The following is a 15,603-nucleotide window of genomic DNA, read 5'->3' as shown; positions in this document are numbered from 1 at the left end:
TATCTTTATCCCCATTTTTTACTCGACAATATAGCAGCATATCTCAGATACTAAAGATAGAATCACTATCATCGATATTGGGTAAAGTGGGAACAAAATTGATTAATGAAATAAAATTAAACAATTCATCCAACATACATTTTTATGCTCTAGATGAAACATCAATCTTAAAGCCTAACTCAAAAAGCATGGATAGAAGAAGATTTGTTTATGGATTGACTAATGGTACGGGTAAAGTTGGCATAGGTCATTCATACTCTTATTTAGTATACTTAGGCAGGAGATGGGGCAATGGGTGGTACCTGTTAATTTGCAGCGAGTGACTGCTGCTGATTCTGGTATTAGTGTAAGCTTAGATCAATTCCATAAATACATATCTAATCAAGAGAATTCAGGAGATATTAATGTTCTGATTGGTGACTCAAAATACAGTTCAATGGAATGTATTCATAGAGTTTACTCAGAACATAATAATACATTATTGTTAAGCAGGCTTAACTCTGTTAGAAATTTATCTTTTCAAGATCATAGTGATAATAAGCTCAAAAAATATGGTGAGTCTTTTAAATTAAATGATGAATCAACATGGACTACAGCTCCATCTGATTCTGAACAATGTGAAATAGTTACCACACGAGGAAAAGTATATACTGTAAAATTGACTCGTTGGAATAATTTAATTATTCATGGAAAAAGGAACATGCCAATGCATGAGAATTGTTTTGATATTGTTAAAGTTCAAGTTTTTAAAGACAATGGAGATCCAGTATACTACAAAAATATGTGGTTGATGTTAGCTGGCAAAGATAGAGGAAAGCTGACTAGTTTTAAAATATTTTCTAGATATTCAAGTAGATTTAATATTGAGCATTTCTTTAGGTTTTCTAAGCAACATTTACTTTTAGGTAAATATGAAACTCCAGATACTCCAACACTAGATATTTGGAATCAAGTTAGTGTACTTGCCTACATAAATTCACTTGCATGTGCAAGTTTATTGGATACGGATTTATTACATCCTTGGCAAAAACAAATGCGTAAAAACAATAGTATTTCCACGCCTTATCAAGTGCAAAGGAATCTATCAACCATATTACAAGAGATTGGTTCACCAGCAAAGCATTGTGTATATAAATCTCATGGATATGGACGAGCTCCAGGTACTGTTTTAAATAAAAGAGCTTCTTATCAGCCTTATAAAAAATCAGAAAATAGTGAGTATGGTAAAAAACAAAAAATACCAGACTCTAAGATAGTTTTGAAAAAGTCTAAAAATGAAATAATTGGTGTTCTAGAACTAACAAATCATCAAACTAATTTGTTAAATTCCTATATAAATTAGGCAGATTTTAGAAAATTATATAGTATTTGAGATTCCGCTGATAGGTGGAAGAGATTACTACACATCAAAAGTCCTATTATAACTGCAACGTAAAAGATTTATCTAAACACTGAGGTGAAGTTTTAGCTATTGCTTGTGTAAAACTAGCCACACACAATGATACTAAGATTAAGTTCCCAATAATTCTTTTCATTATTTGACCTCGTCATCAATCCAATTAACTTTAATATTGATAGAATTATGAGCTCTCATAACAATTGAGTAAAACTAATATTTTTTATATTCTTTATAAGAATTACTTATTGATCATGACCTGACATCTTTAAAACTGGGATTAATGAAAATTAATACTAAAGAAATAAAATAACTATAAATTTTAATAGAAATATAGAATCACACCTAAATTATTAACCATTGACTAATAGTTTTAAAAAACTTTGAAATAAAGCCTCGAATATTAACTCTCTTATTTTAATAAAATTTTTCAATTAGACAATGACATAGTAATTATATTTAGATTATGCCATATAATTAACTGTTGAATAAGATATTCTTTATAACTATCATCTAAGTTTTTAAAATCTGCTGAGTCAAAGACTTCTACACCATTCTTCAATGCAGAGCTTATCAGTGCAAACTCTATAGGAGATATTTCTCTGTAATAGGTACGATGATTTAGATTACGGTAAACAATATAGAATGACTCTTCTTTCAAATCAACATTTTTATCTAAACTACTTGCATCAAATGGTAATGATAAGAATTCAACTGTTGGATTTATATCTATACCTTTTATATCAGCAAAATCAATATTACTAATTTTTTCACTACTCTTACAAACCTTAGAATCAGATATTTCTACTGAGAAAAGTAACCATTCAAATTCTATTAATTTAGATAGTTGCTCCGACATTTCTAAGTTTTTTGAACACTTTAATAACTCTGTTGCTATTTGATGAAAAGCTGGATCTAAAGAAGTATTTTCCTCAAGAAAAACTTTTATAATTTGCTTTTTTAAATCAGTTGAAGCATAAGTACTAAAATAAGGAAAAGTATTATCTAAAACGCTTGATATGTTAGCTATAATAGAATCTCTATATATTAGTATGTTTTTATTAGTTGAATTACCACAGCGTATAGCATCAGTAAAGTTTTGCATTTTAATCTTTATAACATCAGGGATATCCATATTTAATTATTAATTACCTACAAAACTAGTTATACTGTTTAATTCTGCTATAAGATCATCTAACTTAGGAATAAAATTATCTCTCTCAAGTAGTAAGGGATACCAGCCATGTTTTTCAATTGTAAATTTAGCTAATTTTTTCACCTCTTCAATTACACTTTTACCATGTGTATCTATTATAAAATCATCACTCTTATAATGCCCAGCAATATGATAATAACTTATACTATCTTTTTTTATATTACTTACAAACTCATATGGATCATACCCATGATTATGTCCATTAACATAAACATTATTAATATCAAGAAGAAGCTTAGCTCCACTTTTTTCTAAAATACTATTAATAAATTCAAGCTCATTCATATCATTATCATATTGGTAATAATATGAAATATTCTCTAAAACAAGAGGTCTTTTAATAATATCTTGTACTTGCTCAATTCTGTTACAAATATGTGAAACTGTCTCTTTTTCTCTAGGTACTGGTAAAAGGTCATATAAATAACCTTTTTCATCATCAGTAAAGCATAAATGATCACTATATATTTTTATATTATAGCGGTCTAAAAAAATTCTCACCTCATTTAAGAACTCTTTGTTTAAGGGTCTAAATCCAGCTATTGATAAGTTAAGGCTATGAGCAACTATAGGATAGATTTCTGCAGCTTTCTCAAGAAAATTTTGCTTAAAACCACCTAAACCCATCCAGTTTTCTGGAGCAAGCTCTAAAAAATCAATACCACTAACTTTTTTAGCTGATAATATTGATTGATGTTCAGATCTTAAACCAATACCCTGAGCTTTTTTAGTCATATTTTGCCTATTTTTTTATTATCTATTATAAACAAAAATAAAAATGATTAAGCTTCAGCATCTGTTTGGTCTGTATTGACACTCTGCTTTGCTGCCTGTGTTTGATTAGTCTTAGAATTGTTAGATTCAGATTTACTATGTGAACCGCATGAACCACTAGCACATTTACCACCACAACTACTATCTTGAGCTTTAATACCCGCTTTAGACTTACTATGCGAGCCACATGATCCACTAGCACATTTACCACCACAACTAGCTGTTGTTTGACTACTTGTAGTAGAATTTGTAACACCTTGCTGAGCGTTTGAAACCTTAGCTTGTTCAGCAACAGCCACACCAAAGGACATAGAAGCAGTTAATGCTATAGTTAAAGGTATTTTCTTTTTCATATGAATTCTCCTCAATAAATTTTATCCTAATTACACTTTATCAAAATGTAACTTTAAATTAATAATCACATAATCTATCAAATTTTGCAAGCATTCTTTAAAACAAAAAGAAGAAATAACTATATATTTTCATAAAACACAATTTTTCTTTATGATTTATCCTGTGAACTAGAACTCTTTAAAATATGAACTATTTAAGAATTAAAAAAGGGGTATGGTTATATATTAAAGAACATTACCCATTAACACGCTGTGATAACCAGCATCTACATGTATATTTTCGCCTGTGATACCAGAAGCCATATCAGAGCATAAGAAAGCTACTGTATTACCAACTTCCATGATACTGATATTTTTCTTAAGCGGAGATACAGAAGCATTATAATCGAGCATTTTCTTAAAATTAGAAATTCCAGAAGCTGCTAAAGTTTTAATTGGGCCAGCAGATACACTGTTTACATTAATACCATCTTCACCTAAAGCAAGAGCTGTATATCTCATAGTAGCTTCTAAAGATGCCTTTGCAACACCCATTGTGTTATAGCTTGGCATAGCTTTTTCTGCGCCAATATAGGTAAGTCCAACGATAGATCCATTACTACCCTTCATCATTGCACGACCTTCTCTAGCTAAAGCTACAAAAGAGTAAGCACTAATATCATGAGCAATTGAAAAACCTTCACGAGTTACAGTATCAACAAAATCACCACCTAACTGATCACGAGGAGCAAATGCAATCGAATGAATAATACCATCAAGACCATCCCAAACATTTCCAAGTTCCACAAACAAATCTTTAATTTCTTGATCTGATGTAACATCACAAGGAAGAACAGCTACTGGATCAAATTCAGCACTTAGTTTTTCAACTCTCTCTTTGAATTGACCAACATAAGTAAATGCAAGCTCTGCACCCTCTCTATGTAGTGCTTTTGCAATACCATAAGCAATTGACTTATTGCTTAAAAGACCGGTAACTATTATTTTCTTTCCTGTTAGAAAACCCATTTAAATTCTCCTTTGTAAACTTTTTATTAAAACTTTAACTTTTTTACCAACAATTATATGTACAAATATACTAAACTAATAGTTATAATTATAATTAATCATAAAATAAAACACTAGCCTAATTTATTAAGAGAGATATTCTATGAATCGTAATAATAAGAAAATAGTCCCAACGCATAATGGGCAAGTAACTTTTGATCGAGCTAAAGAAACATGGAATATATTAAAAATAACATCTGAACTTGTAGAAGGCTTTGAACGTTTAGATAAACTTACTCCTGCCATAAGTATATTTGGATCAGCAAGATTAAAAAAAGATGATAAATACTACTTAAAAACCATAGAAATAGCAGAAAAACTATCTAACCATGGGTTTACAGTTATTACAGGTGGAGGACCTGGTATTATGGAAGCTGGTAATAAAGGGGCTTTGGAAGGATCATCCTCAAGTGTTGGCTTAAATATAGCATTACCTCATGAGCAAAAACCTAATAAATACCAAGATATCAGTCTTTTTCATAGATATTTTTTCACTCGAAAAGCAATGTTTATTAAACATTCTATGGCTTACATAGTTATGCCTGGAGGTTTTGGGACTATGGATGAATTATTTGATATATCTACTTTAATTCAAACTGAGAAAAAAACATACATGCCTGTTATACTTTTTGGCAAAAATTTCTGGGGTGGGTTAGTAAGCTGGATAAAAACAACAATGCTAAAGAGCGGTGTTATTGATAAAAATGATCTAAAAATTTTACATCTTGTAGATACAATAGATGAAACTATTGAAATTATTCGTGAATATTATCAAAACTCATATCATTCTAAAGAACATGCTCATATAGTTTTTTAAAGGTTTATTTATATGGATATTAATACTATTTCTTCAACTTTGATACATAATTCTTTACCTATAATTGTTGCTTTTAATGTCTTGATACATATCTTTTGTGGCTTAGGAATTGCAAAAGATATTCCTAAAATTTTAAATAAAAGACTAACTACAATCTTGCTACCTAAAAACATCTGGATTTTAGTAGGACTAGTTTTTGGTATATGGGGACTACTAATATATTGGTTACTCCATCATTCAACTATATCTAGAGGATAAAACAAAATAAAATAAGAAATTAACTTATGAGCAATAATAATCTATGGGAATCTAAATCATATAATTCTACTGGGAAATTTGTTACACAGTATGGAAGTGATGTTATTGAGCTTTTGAATCGAATTAAAGGATAATACATGCTGGATTTAGGATGTGGTACAGGGGATCTTACTAATGAGATAAAAAATAAAGGTGTCAAAATCATAGGTGTTGATCTTTCAGAGAATATGCTTAAAAAAGCAAAAGAAAACTATCCAGATATCGAATTTAAATGTATGGATGCCTAACAAGGTTTAGATTTTGATAAAGAAAGTTTTGATGCTGTTTTTTCAAATGCTGCTCTACACTGGATGACAAACCCAATTGCTGTTATAGAAAATATAAATCATATATTAAAAAAAGACGGTAAATTTGTATTTGAAATGGGAGGACAAAATAATGTCAAAGAGCTTCTATCTAGCTTAGATAATACTGCGAAAAAATATAACCTAAAAGATTATGATATAGATAACTTTTATCCTAGTATTTCAAAATATAGTTCTCTTCTTGAAGAAAATGGTTTTACTGTGAAATATATGATCCTATTTGAAAGACCCACACTGCTTGAAGGAAAAGATGGCTTTAAAAACTGGGTAAAAACATTTAGAGTGAATTTATTAGAGAAAATAAATGATCCAGATAAATTTTTAAATGATGCAGAACCACTTGCACATAAACATCTTTTCAAGGATGGTAAATGGTATGCTGACTATGTGAGGCTTAGAGGGATTGCTATAAAAAACTAAACATCTACATTGATTTATATTTAAAATAAAATTACAAACCTAAAAAAAGAAGTCCCATGAAAAATAAATATAAAATTATTGTTGCATCAGTTATGAGTTTGGCATGTGTATCACGTTTTGCGTGCACAGCAATATGATCATACCCTCCTATTTGGGACACTTAGGTGTTAAGAAAAGGAGACAAGATGAGATATACAAAAGAGTTTAAAGATGAAGCTGTTAAATTATGTTTACAACCAGATGCAAATAGACGAGAAATAGCAGATAACTTAGGGGTTAAATATAAAACCATTTGCAGTTGGATATCCAAAGCCATGTCAAACCCTCAGAAAGAAATAAAGATAGATTATAAAACGCAGTACCAGCAACTATCTTTTGAAAATACTGATTTGAAGAAAAAACTCAAACAGGCAGAAACAGAGCGTGAAATACTAAAAAAGGCAGCAGCGTACTTTGCAAAGCAAAATCTGTAAGGTACGCCTTTATTAAGGAGCATTATAAAGTTATGCCAGTAACAACACTATGTAAACCTTTGAATGTGAGCACATCTTCATATTACAGTTGGATTCATAAACCTATAGGTAAAAGGCAATATAATGATGCTGAACTAGATGATGCTATTTTAATGAACATAAATCTAGATATGGAAGTGTTAGGATATACAAAGAGCTTAAAGATATGGGTTGGAAAGTTACTCAACCTAGAGTATCTAAACGTATGAAATTACTTGGTTTACATGCTAAAGCGGCTCGTAAGCATAAGAAAACTACAGATTCTAACCACAACAAACATGTTTATGATAATTTATTAGAACAAAACTTCACTGCTTTATCTGTAAATCATAGGTGGGTTACAGATATAACTTATGTACCTACACAAGAGGGGTGGCTGTATCTTTGTGTGATTATAGATTTATTCTCAAGATCAGTTATTGGTTGGACAATGGATTCTAGGATGAAAGCAGATTTAGTTTGTAATGCTTTAAATATGGCATTATTTAGAAGAAATTTTCCTAGTGGTGTGATTATACACTCTGATAAAGGGTCACAGTACTGTAGCAAACAATATCAAGACATTATTAAAGAACACTGGCTACTATCAAGTATGAGCTCTAAAGGATGCTGTTACGATAATGCTGCTTGTGAAAGTTTCTTTGGAACTTTAAAAGTAGAGTTAGTACATGATGAAAGCTATAAAACTAGAGAAGAAACTAAACTATCAATATTTGAATATATTGAAGCTTACTATAATACAAAAAGGAGACATTCTACAATAAATTATATGACTCCATATCAATTTGAATATATAATGGAAAATGAAGTAGTAAACTGTCCCAAATTGACGGGGTAGATCAAGCATCTGATTTTTACGATACTGCAAAAAGTAAAAATATTGATATAGAATTTTAATAAATATTGAGAAAAAGCTATGGCAAATAGATTATTAGGTGCTTGGTCACTTGAAAAAGTTTACGCTAAGAGTGATGATAGACAAATTTCATTTCCTTTAGGTGCTAGACCTAATGGGCTACTAATTTATACAGAAAATAAAATGTCTGGAAGCGGTAAACTTAGTGAATAACTATTAAATGATAAAAACAATCCTCTCGAACATTTTTTTTACTATTGTGGATCTTATGAAATAATAGATAATAAAATAATTCACTATGTTGAATTATCAAATGAAATAGCTTGGGAAAATTGGGAGCTAGTAAGAGAATTCAAATTCATAGACTCAGAAACACATGAAATTAAATCTGAAGAAGTATTAGGAAAGAAAAAATATAATATGATATTTACTTGGCTAAAATGTAACAAATAATAATTATACTATTTTTTCCAAGTATTCTATAACTTCAGGTACCTCTGCCTGACAACATAAAATAGCCATATCATTATCTTCAAGCTTATTAAGTATGTACTTAACACCCTCAAGCTCACCATGAGAAATATATGTTTTTGAAATATCAAAACCTTTATCATCTAAATCTTTACGAATAAGTAAAGGCAGTTCCATTGGCTCTGCACCTCTTAAATACATTTCCGTTTCTTTTAAAACAATAAAGTCAATATCATGCTTTAAGATCACATCATTAATACCAGGTATCAAATATTTGCGATCACCAGTAGTACCTATCATTAAATAAGTTTTGCCTCCTTTATCATATGCTTTCATCATACCTAATAAAGCATCCATACCTGCCTCGTTATGAGCATAATCAACTACAGCAACTTTATCATTCCATTCAAAGATATTTGCTCGACCTCTATTAACTTTTGTATCATTTGAATAGCTTTTAAGAGCCTGAGCAACTATATCTAAATCAATACCTAACTTAAATGACAAACAAATAGCAATCATAGCATTTTCAATATTATGCTTAGCAAAACCTTTGACTGTTAATGGAGCATCTACTACAGAAACAATAGTTCTTTTTAAACCTCCATCAATCCAAACAAAGTTACCATTCTCAACAATACAAGCATACTCAGATTTTGCTAAATAATACTCCATATCATGAGCTTCAGGATTTTGAGTAACTACTATTTTGGCACAATCAAGAGTGTCAAATTTATCTTTCATGTATGAGTTATCAAGGTTGATAATAGCGTGAGAACCCTCACCCATAGTACGAAAAACTATAGACTTAGCTTCAGCAAGCTCCGCAACAGTCTCAATACCATCTTCACCAAGATGATCAGTTGATACATTTGTTACTGCAGCTGCATTTATGAAGGTTTCGATTAGTCCTCTTTTTAACAATCCACCTCTGGCAGACTCTAGTAAAGCAACCTCTACTTTTTTATTTGTCAATACAAATTGATGACCTGTTGGACCAGAGTAATCTCCTTCATCAATCAATTCATCATTTACTTTAACCCAGTCTGTAGAAGTATAGCCTGTAACTTTGCCTGCTACTCGACAAATATAGTCGGTAAGTCTAACTGTAGTAGTCTTACCATTTGTACCTGTAACTATAACTGCTGGAATATCATAAACATTTTGCCATGAAATATCATCAATTGAATCTTTTATTAAATCAAACTCATAGCAACCTGTACCAGAACCAATAAATGCCGTATCTCTATCTCTATCTCTAAAGGCATTAAAACCTTTTGATTTAGCAAGCTCATATAGCTTACGATAAGTTAGATTTTTATCTTCATCAATTGTTGAAATTAGTTCTTTTTTTGCTTCTTCAATAGATTTAAAATTACCAGTTTCAAAGCCCTCTCGAGCAGAAGCCCACACAAAATCTATAACATCACAAGCTGGCATCGTTATATCAACTGGAGCAATAAAAGCAAACCTAACGCCATTATTAAAAAAATTATGCGTAATCTTAATTTGCTCCCACCCCAAAGCAGGTAATTTTTTTTTAGCCTCTTGATAGAATAATTTTGTTAATTCTTCTCTATTTTCTACCAAAGGAACATCAAGTACTGTTCCAGTTTCTTTAAAAAATAGATTAGGTCCTACAAGCCTACGCGAATAACCTTCAGGAATCATATCATACTTCTCCATTTACAGACCTAAACTAGTCATTATCCTCTTCTTCGTAAACAACCCTTATACCACTCTCATCGGCAATAATACCAGCTTTTATAACTTCTGATATTTCTTCTGATAGACTAGCATCTTGAGCTATTATAGATGCTGAGAACATTTCTTTCTTTTCAGGCTTCTCATCTTTATAAACTTCTTCGCTATCTTTATCAAAATAAATAATCTGCTTCCAAGTTCTTTTTAGTTTATCTGCAAAAATAACAACCAAATCACCCTCTTCAGCCATAGCTAAAGCAGCATCTACGGCTTCTTTTTCACTTTCTATTGTTTCTATATTATTTGCAGAAACCCCTGAACTAATTAAAGATTCTTTGAGAATTCTTGGCACCTCATCTGGAGCTCTACCTCTTAAAGCATCATCTCTATTACAGATAAAGTAGTCATAATAAGGCGCCGCTGTAGCTGCTATTTCGATAATATCTTGATCTCTTCTATCCCCTGGCGAAGCTAAAACACATATTTTCTTACCAGCAAACTCCATATTATCAACCATTTGACTAACTAATTTTATAGCTGCTGGATTATGTCCATAGTCCATTAACACTTTAAATAGATGCTCCTCAAACCAGTTCATACGACCAGGAGCCTGATAGAATGATGTCACAAATGTTCTTAAGCCATCTCTAACATCATCTAGGCTCATGCCCATACTATATGAAATAGCTATAGCGAACATTGAGTTTTGAACGTTATGAATAGCTTTACCTTCCATTGTTGCTGGAATTAAATGAGTCCATAACACAGGTATATGGACATGATTATCAAAAATCGTAATCATATCACCATTAACACCCTTCTCAATAATACAAGCTTTACCACCAGCTCGGATATGTTGTTTAACCAAAGCATGCCCTGGATTCATTGTCACATAGAAAATATGTTTAGCTGTAACTTTTGCTGACATTTTTAATACATTAGGATCATCAGCATTTAAAATTGCTACATCTTTTGCTGCCTGGACAACAATACTCTTAACTTTTGCTAAATCATCTAAAGTATTAACACCTTTTAATCCTAAATGATCAGATGAAATATTTAAACAAGCGCCTACATTACAATAGTCATACCCCATACCACTTCTAAGCAAACCACCTCTAGCTGTTTCTAAAATAGCCATCTCAACAGACGGATCTTTTAAAACCATTTGAGCAGATGCTGGGCCTGTAGTATCTCCAGATACAGTAAGCTTACCGTTTATATAGACACCATCAGTAGTTGTCAAACCAACAACCTTACCAGCATTTTTCCACATATGAGCAACCATACGTGAAGTTGTAGTTTTACCATTTGTCCCTGTAATTGCAGCAATTGGTATTCTTGCATTACCAAACTCCTTTGGAATAAGCATATCTACAACTGCACCGGCAACATCTCTTGGTTTACCTTCACTAGGAGCTACATGCATTCTAAAACCAGGAGCTGCATTACATTCACAGATAGCACCACCGATATCATGATATGATTGCGAAATATCATCAATAAGAAAATCAACCCCTCCAACATCAAGACCTATAGCTTTAATAGCTCTTTCTGCCATGTCTTTATTATCTGGGTGTACAATATCTGTTACATCTATAGCAGTACCACCTGTTGATAGATTAGCTGTTGATCTTAAGTAAAAAACCTGATCATCTTCTAAAACTGTATTTTCATCATAACCTGCCGTATTAAGTAAAGTTTTTGCTTGGTAATCAAGCTCAAGCTTTGTCAAAACTTTCTCATGACCTACACCTCTACGAGGATCTTCGTTAACAATATCTACAAGCTCTGTAATTGTATGCTTACCGTCACCTACAACATGTCCAGGAACTCTTTTAGCAACTGCTATTAATTTACCATCCACAACTAACATTCTGTGATCAAAACCAGTTGCAAACTGTTCAAGTAAAACATATCGAGAAACTTTATTAGCTTCGACAAAAGCTTCTTTAATTTCTTCCATAGTTTTTAGATTTATAGAAATACCTCTACCATGATTTCCATCTAATGGTTTAACAACTAAAGGAAAACCTAAAATCTTTGCCGCACGCAAAGCACCCTCTTCTGATGTAACCATCCTCTGTTTTGGCATAGGAAGCCCTAAACCACTTAAAATCGTATTTGTTTGCTCTTTATCGCATGATAAATCAACAGCAATACTAGTTGTCTTACCTGTAATTGTAGCTCTAATTCTTTGCTGATATTTACCATAACCAAACTGAACAAGAGAATGATCATTTAAACGAAGATACGGAATATCTCTTTTTTTAGCTGCTTCTACTAAAGAGCCAGTACTTGGTCCAAACTCTTTGCTTTGAGCAAATTTTATAAATCTTATTTTTTCGTATTCAAAATCAAAGTTATCATTACTAAAACTAACTTCTTTCTTAAGATGTTCTGGCAGTAAAGAAAGCAGTAGATCTCTTGCAAGCTCCATAGCTCTTAAGCCTACATCTTTTTGTTTATATTCATAAACCATATTGTACTGACCAACTTCTCCAGTTGATCTTGTACGGCCATAAGTTACATCACTACCAGCTATGCCTTGAAGCTCAAGAATAACATGCTCCCAGATATGGCCCATCCAAGTACCTTCGTCTTCTTTAAGTCTACGTACAAAACCACCATGCTCTCTATAAGAACAGCCATGCTCCTGAATTCCTGGTAAACTCTCTATAAGTTTATTAATGAAATCTTTGCCTATTTTAGCTGAAGGCCACTTTTCTAATATCCCAAGATCAATCTCATGTCTTATAACAGGAAAGTTTGCATAAATATTCGGACCAACATACACATTAGTAGCCAGTATCTTCATTCAGGTCTCCTCAGAGTTCAATATTACACATCTATACTATATACTTCATGATACATAAAAAACATTTCCAAAAATAGTTTGATTTTTATAAAAATTTAAATTTTAAGGATAGCTTAAATGAAATATAATTTTGGCTTTATTGCTATTGGTGATGAAATAACTGATGGTGATATAACTAACACTAATTCAGGGGTATTTGCGCACCATTTAATTACTAAAGACTTTAATGTAGGATTTCATATTTGTTGTAAAGATGATTCACAAGACATTATTTCCAGCTTAACATTTTTAAAAGCAAACCATAAAAACATTATAACAATTGGCGGTTTAGGACCAACAGAAGATGATCTAACAACCCAAACAGTAGCAAGTTTCTTTGGTAAAGAACTTACCCTACACCAAAGTTCATGGCAAAAACTAGAAAAAAGAATGCTGACAAAATACGGCAAGATTACTTTAGGCACTAAGAAACAAGCAACTTTTCCTAAATCTGCAGAAATATTACCAAACAACAATGGTACAGCAAATGGATTTAAACTCAAATTCGATACGGATAGATATATATATGTTTTTCCAGGACCTCCTAAAGAATGTATTCCAATGCTTGAAAGCTTAAATCTAATAAATAAACAACCTCATAAAAAAATCATCCGCAAAATATGGAATGTATATAATATCGGAGAAAGTTTCTTAGCTGAGAAATTAGAGATTATAAAAAGCGAATACTCTTTTGTAACTTTTAAATACAGAATTACAGAATCATTTGTAGAGCTAAAATATTTTTATCCAAAAAGATGTCCTTATAGTGATAAAATAATAAATAAAATCGAAGAAATTTTAAAAGACTATCTAAGTTAAACCTAACTGTTCTTTTTTATCTATAAATAAAGCATCCACATTCCAAGATAAAAGATTTCTGACTTCATCATCAGTATGCACAGAATAGACGAAAATCTTGCCAAATAATTCCTTGATATAAGCAACTCTATCTTTATTTAAACATTCATAATTTACTATTAAGGCAATATAGTCATTTTTTACAAAATTTTTGTAAAGCTCTGTACTTAAATACTCAAAATCTTTACCCCAATCAGAAGTCTCAAAAAGTTTACCTTTTTGGTATGTATAATTCTGTTCTAAGGAACTCATCACAACATCAGAAAAGCTTGAAATTAATATCCTATCTTTTTGTCTTGGGTATTCTCTTAAAAGATTCAAAGTATTAAAAACTAAATTAGTTTTATATTTAAAACAGGTATTTATAATTTTAAATTCTAAATTAGTAAAAACATCATGCTTATCAGCCCAGTTAAGATAATCCCTAAGAGTAAGTATTTTAGATTTTTGGCTGGCTATTGGATGAGTAAGTTCTAATTTTTGTAATTCTAAAATAGTCATCTCTGTAACATTTTTTGTACATCGTGTAAATTTTTGCGGTGTTTTATCATGAAACAAAAATAGTTCTCCATCACTGCTCATTTGCACATCAGTTTCAAACCATTTAAAGCCATGATTTTTAGCATCTATAAAAGATTCTATTGTATTTTCAATAAAATCTATATTATTTCCACGATGAGAAATAAATTTATCGACTTTCATAAATTTTTACATAATTAATAACAATCGCGATTATACATCAAAAATAATACTTTTATAAAAGATTTTTATCTAAAATATTTATTTTTTTAAACAATACTTATCATGCTATAATTTTGGTAATGGTATATTTTATTTTGTATTAATGATTAATAACCCTCATATTGATAAAAAGTTAGCATCGTTATTATTGCATCGCAAACTTATAATAATGCAACAGCTTGAAGAAGTTGGTTTAGACGCCTCTCTAGCTAAGGAAGGCTTTTTAAATTACATAATAGAAAATGAGTTTGTTAACAGCAAAGACTTCATGATTGAGTCTGCTACTTTACTGCGTTTACAATACATTGATTTAACCTCCATTAATATAAAATTCATACCTCAAAATTTTTCGATGTTGATTTCTGTCGAAAGAACCTTTGCTTACCTTTATATATTAGAAAGGATACCATTTATGTAGCTATAGCTAACCCTATAGAAAGTCAACAGATATTAAAAAACTTCGCAATAGATATGACTGCCCTTTCATAGCTGTTGTTGGTGAACTTAATCATCTTAAAGAAAAAATTGAAGAATATGAATAGCATCTTAAAGATGAAGGTCAAAAAGATGATGACTCTAAATTTAATGGCCAAATGGAAGATACTGAACTTGATATAGACTTTGTTGAGGAAGGTGAAAGAGAAGGAGATGCTATACTTGGTAGTGGCGAAGATGAAGAAGCTCCAATCATTAGGTTTATCAATAATACAATAGTTGATGCTATTCAAAAAGGAGCTTCAGATATACACTTTGAACCATATGAAAAAAACTTTAGAATTCGTTATAGGATAGATGGTCTCTTAATCGAAACATTTAATACTACAAAAAACCTTGGACCAAAAGTTGTCTCTAGACTTAAAATCATGTCCAGTTTAGATTATAATACCCCATGAAATTTTAACAACAATTTTGAGAATTTAGTTCCTAAAGTAGCTAAACTATAAATGAGCAATTTAGG

At 31.0% G+C, this 15,603-nt stretch carries 17 protein-coding genes and 2 pseudogenes; 11 read left to right on the top strand and 8 right to left on the bottom strand.

The features are described 5' to 3' along the window. The first annotated feature begins 98 nt into the window (after window positions 1–98). Together CDV26_RS11945 and CDV26_RS03720 are read left to right on the top strand one after the other, a co-directional pair. Complete coding sequence (locus CDV26_RS11945) at window positions 99–323, top strand: hypothetical protein (protein WP_157671353.1); 225 nt, start codon at window positions 99–101, stop codon at window positions 321–323. After that, on the top strand, window positions 284–1,342 hold the full coding sequence (locus tag CDV26_RS03720; protein ID WP_157671428.1) for a hypothetical protein: 1,059 nt from the start codon (window positions 284–286) through the stop codon (window positions 1,340–1,342). The genes CDV26_RS11945 and CDV26_RS03720 overlap by 40 nt, the downstream gene beginning before the upstream one ends. Window positions 1,343–1,826: 484 nt before the next feature. On the opposite strand, the gene CDV26_RS03715 is transcribed toward CDV26_RS03720, so the two are convergent. From CDV26_RS03715 to CDV26_RS03700, 4 genes are all read right to left on the bottom strand, one after another. Continuing rightward, window positions 1,827–2,531, bottom strand: a complete 705-nt coding sequence (locus CDV26_RS03715) for an HvfC/BufC family peptide modification chaperone (RefSeq protein ID WP_088772144.1) — start codon at window positions 2,529–2,531, stop codon at window positions 1,827–1,829. A gap of 9 nt (window positions 2,532–2,540) precedes the next feature. Then, the gene (locus CDV26_RS03710; protein ID WP_088772143.1) at window positions 2,541–3,347 is read right to left on the bottom strand and encodes an MbnB/TglH/ChrH family RiPP precursor modification enzyme; all 807 of its coding nucleotides are present in this window, start codon (window positions 3,345–3,347) and stop codon (window positions 2,541–2,543) included. 47 nt (window positions 3,348–3,394) lie between these two features. Then, on the bottom strand, window positions 3,395–3,739 hold the full coding sequence (locus tag CDV26_RS11940; RefSeq protein ID WP_157671426.1) for a hypothetical protein: 345 nt from the start codon (window positions 3,737–3,739) through the stop codon (window positions 3,395–3,397). Between the two features lie 225 nt (window positions 3,740–3,964). Then, window positions 3,965–4,747: an enoyl-ACP reductase FabI gene (locus tag CDV26_RS03700; RefSeq protein ID WP_088772142.1), complete on the bottom strand. Its 783-nt coding sequence runs from the start codon at window positions 4,745–4,747 to the stop codon at window positions 3,965–3,967. 142 nt (window positions 4,748–4,889) lie between these two features. On the opposite strand from CDV26_RS03700, the gene CDV26_RS03695 reads away from it, so the two are divergent. The 3 genes and pseudogenes from CDV26_RS03695 to CDV26_RS03685 all read left to right on the top strand — a co-directional run bounded on the left by CDV26_RS03695 (window position 4,890) and on the right by CDV26_RS03685 (window position 6,646). Further along, window positions 4,890–5,603: an LOG family protein gene (locus CDV26_RS03695; protein WP_088772141.1), complete on the top strand. Its 714-nt coding sequence runs from the start codon at window positions 4,890–4,892 to the stop codon at window positions 5,601–5,603. A 12-nt stretch (window positions 5,604–5,615) separates the two neighbouring features. Continuing rightward, window positions 5,616–5,861, top strand: a complete 246-nt coding sequence (locus CDV26_RS03690; RefSeq protein WP_088772140.1) for a hypothetical protein — start codon at window positions 5,616–5,618, stop codon at window positions 5,859–5,861. 137 nt (window positions 5,862–5,998) lie between these two features. Next, window positions 5,999–6,646: pseudogene (locus CDV26_RS03685) on the top strand (class I SAM-dependent methyltransferase). A 31-nt stretch (window positions 6,647–6,677) separates the two neighbouring features. Here the strand turns inward: CDV26_RS03685 and CDV26_RS13515 are convergent. After that, window positions 6,678–6,806: a hypothetical protein gene (locus tag CDV26_RS13515; protein WP_276328726.1), complete on the bottom strand. Its 129-nt coding sequence runs from the start codon at window positions 6,804–6,806 to the stop codon at window positions 6,678–6,680. A gap of 4 nt (window positions 6,807–6,810) precedes the next feature. On the opposite strand from CDV26_RS13515, the gene CDV26_RS03680 reads away from it, so the two are divergent. The 4 genes from CDV26_RS03680 to CDV26_RS13795 all read left to right on the top strand — a co-directional run bounded on the left by CDV26_RS03680 (window position 6,811) and on the right by CDV26_RS13795 (window position 8,227). Next, complete coding sequence (locus tag CDV26_RS03680; protein WP_157671285.1) at window positions 6,811–7,119, top strand: transposase; 309 nt, start codon at window positions 6,811–6,813, stop codon at window positions 7,117–7,119. Window positions 7,120–7,151: 32 nt separating this feature from the next. Continuing rightward, entirely contained in the window at window positions 7,152–7,367 is a 216-nt protein-coding gene (locus CDV26_RS03675; RefSeq protein WP_088772111.1) for a hypothetical protein, read from the top strand. After that, window positions 7,325–7,996: an IS3 family transposase gene (locus CDV26_RS03670; RefSeq protein WP_088772139.1), complete on the top strand. Its 672-nt coding sequence runs from the start codon at window positions 7,325–7,327 to the stop codon at window positions 7,994–7,996. The genes CDV26_RS03675 and CDV26_RS03670 overlap by 43 nt, the downstream gene beginning before the upstream one ends. A 78-nt stretch (window positions 7,997–8,074) precedes the next feature. Further along, entirely contained in the window at window positions 8,075–8,227 is a 153-nt protein-coding gene (locus tag CDV26_RS13795; RefSeq protein WP_088772138.1) for a lipocalin-like domain-containing protein, read from the top strand. Window positions 8,228–8,470: 243 nt separating this feature from the next. Here the strand turns inward: CDV26_RS13795 and CDV26_RS03655 are convergent, their stop codons facing one another. Continuing rightward, window positions 8,471–10,156: a Mur ligase family protein gene (locus CDV26_RS03655; protein WP_088773440.1), complete on the bottom strand. Its 1,686-nt coding sequence runs from the start codon at window positions 10,154–10,156 to the stop codon at window positions 8,471–8,473. A 28-nt stretch (window positions 10,157–10,184) separates the two neighbouring features. Beyond that, complete coding sequence (gene cphA, locus CDV26_RS03650; protein ID WP_088772137.1) at window positions 10,185–13,007, bottom strand: cyanophycin synthetase; 2,823 nt, start codon at window positions 13,005–13,007, stop codon at window positions 10,185–10,187. Window positions 13,008–13,124: 117 nt separating this feature from the next. Between cphA and CDV26_RS03645 the strand changes: the two genes are divergently transcribed. Further along, on the top strand, window positions 13,125–13,865 hold the full coding sequence (locus CDV26_RS03645) for a competence/damage-inducible protein A (RefSeq protein WP_088772136.1): 741 nt from the start codon (window positions 13,125–13,127) through the stop codon (window positions 13,863–13,865). Here CDV26_RS03645 and CDV26_RS03640 read toward each other — a convergent pair. Next, window positions 13,857–14,606: a glycerophosphodiester phosphodiesterase family protein gene (locus CDV26_RS03640; RefSeq protein ID WP_088772135.1), complete on the bottom strand. Its 750-nt coding sequence runs from the start codon at window positions 14,604–14,606 to the stop codon at window positions 13,857–13,859. The genes CDV26_RS03645 and CDV26_RS03640 overlap by 9 nt on opposite strands. A 142-nt stretch (window positions 14,607–14,748) precedes the next feature. Here CDV26_RS03640 and CDV26_RS03635 point away from each other — a divergent pair. Then, window positions 14,749–15,523: pseudogene (locus CDV26_RS03635) on the top strand (ATPase, T2SS/T4P/T4SS family); the annotation flags it as partial. Window positions 15,524–15,603: the final 80 nt, after the last annotated feature.

The sequence above is a fragment of the Francisella halioticida genome (assembly GCF_002211785.1).
Lineage (GTDB): Bacteria > Pseudomonadota > Gammaproteobacteria > Francisellales > Francisellaceae > Francisella > Francisella halioticida.
Note: the sequence above shows the minus strand (reverse complement) of the source record. Positions and strands in the feature narration are given on the sequence as shown.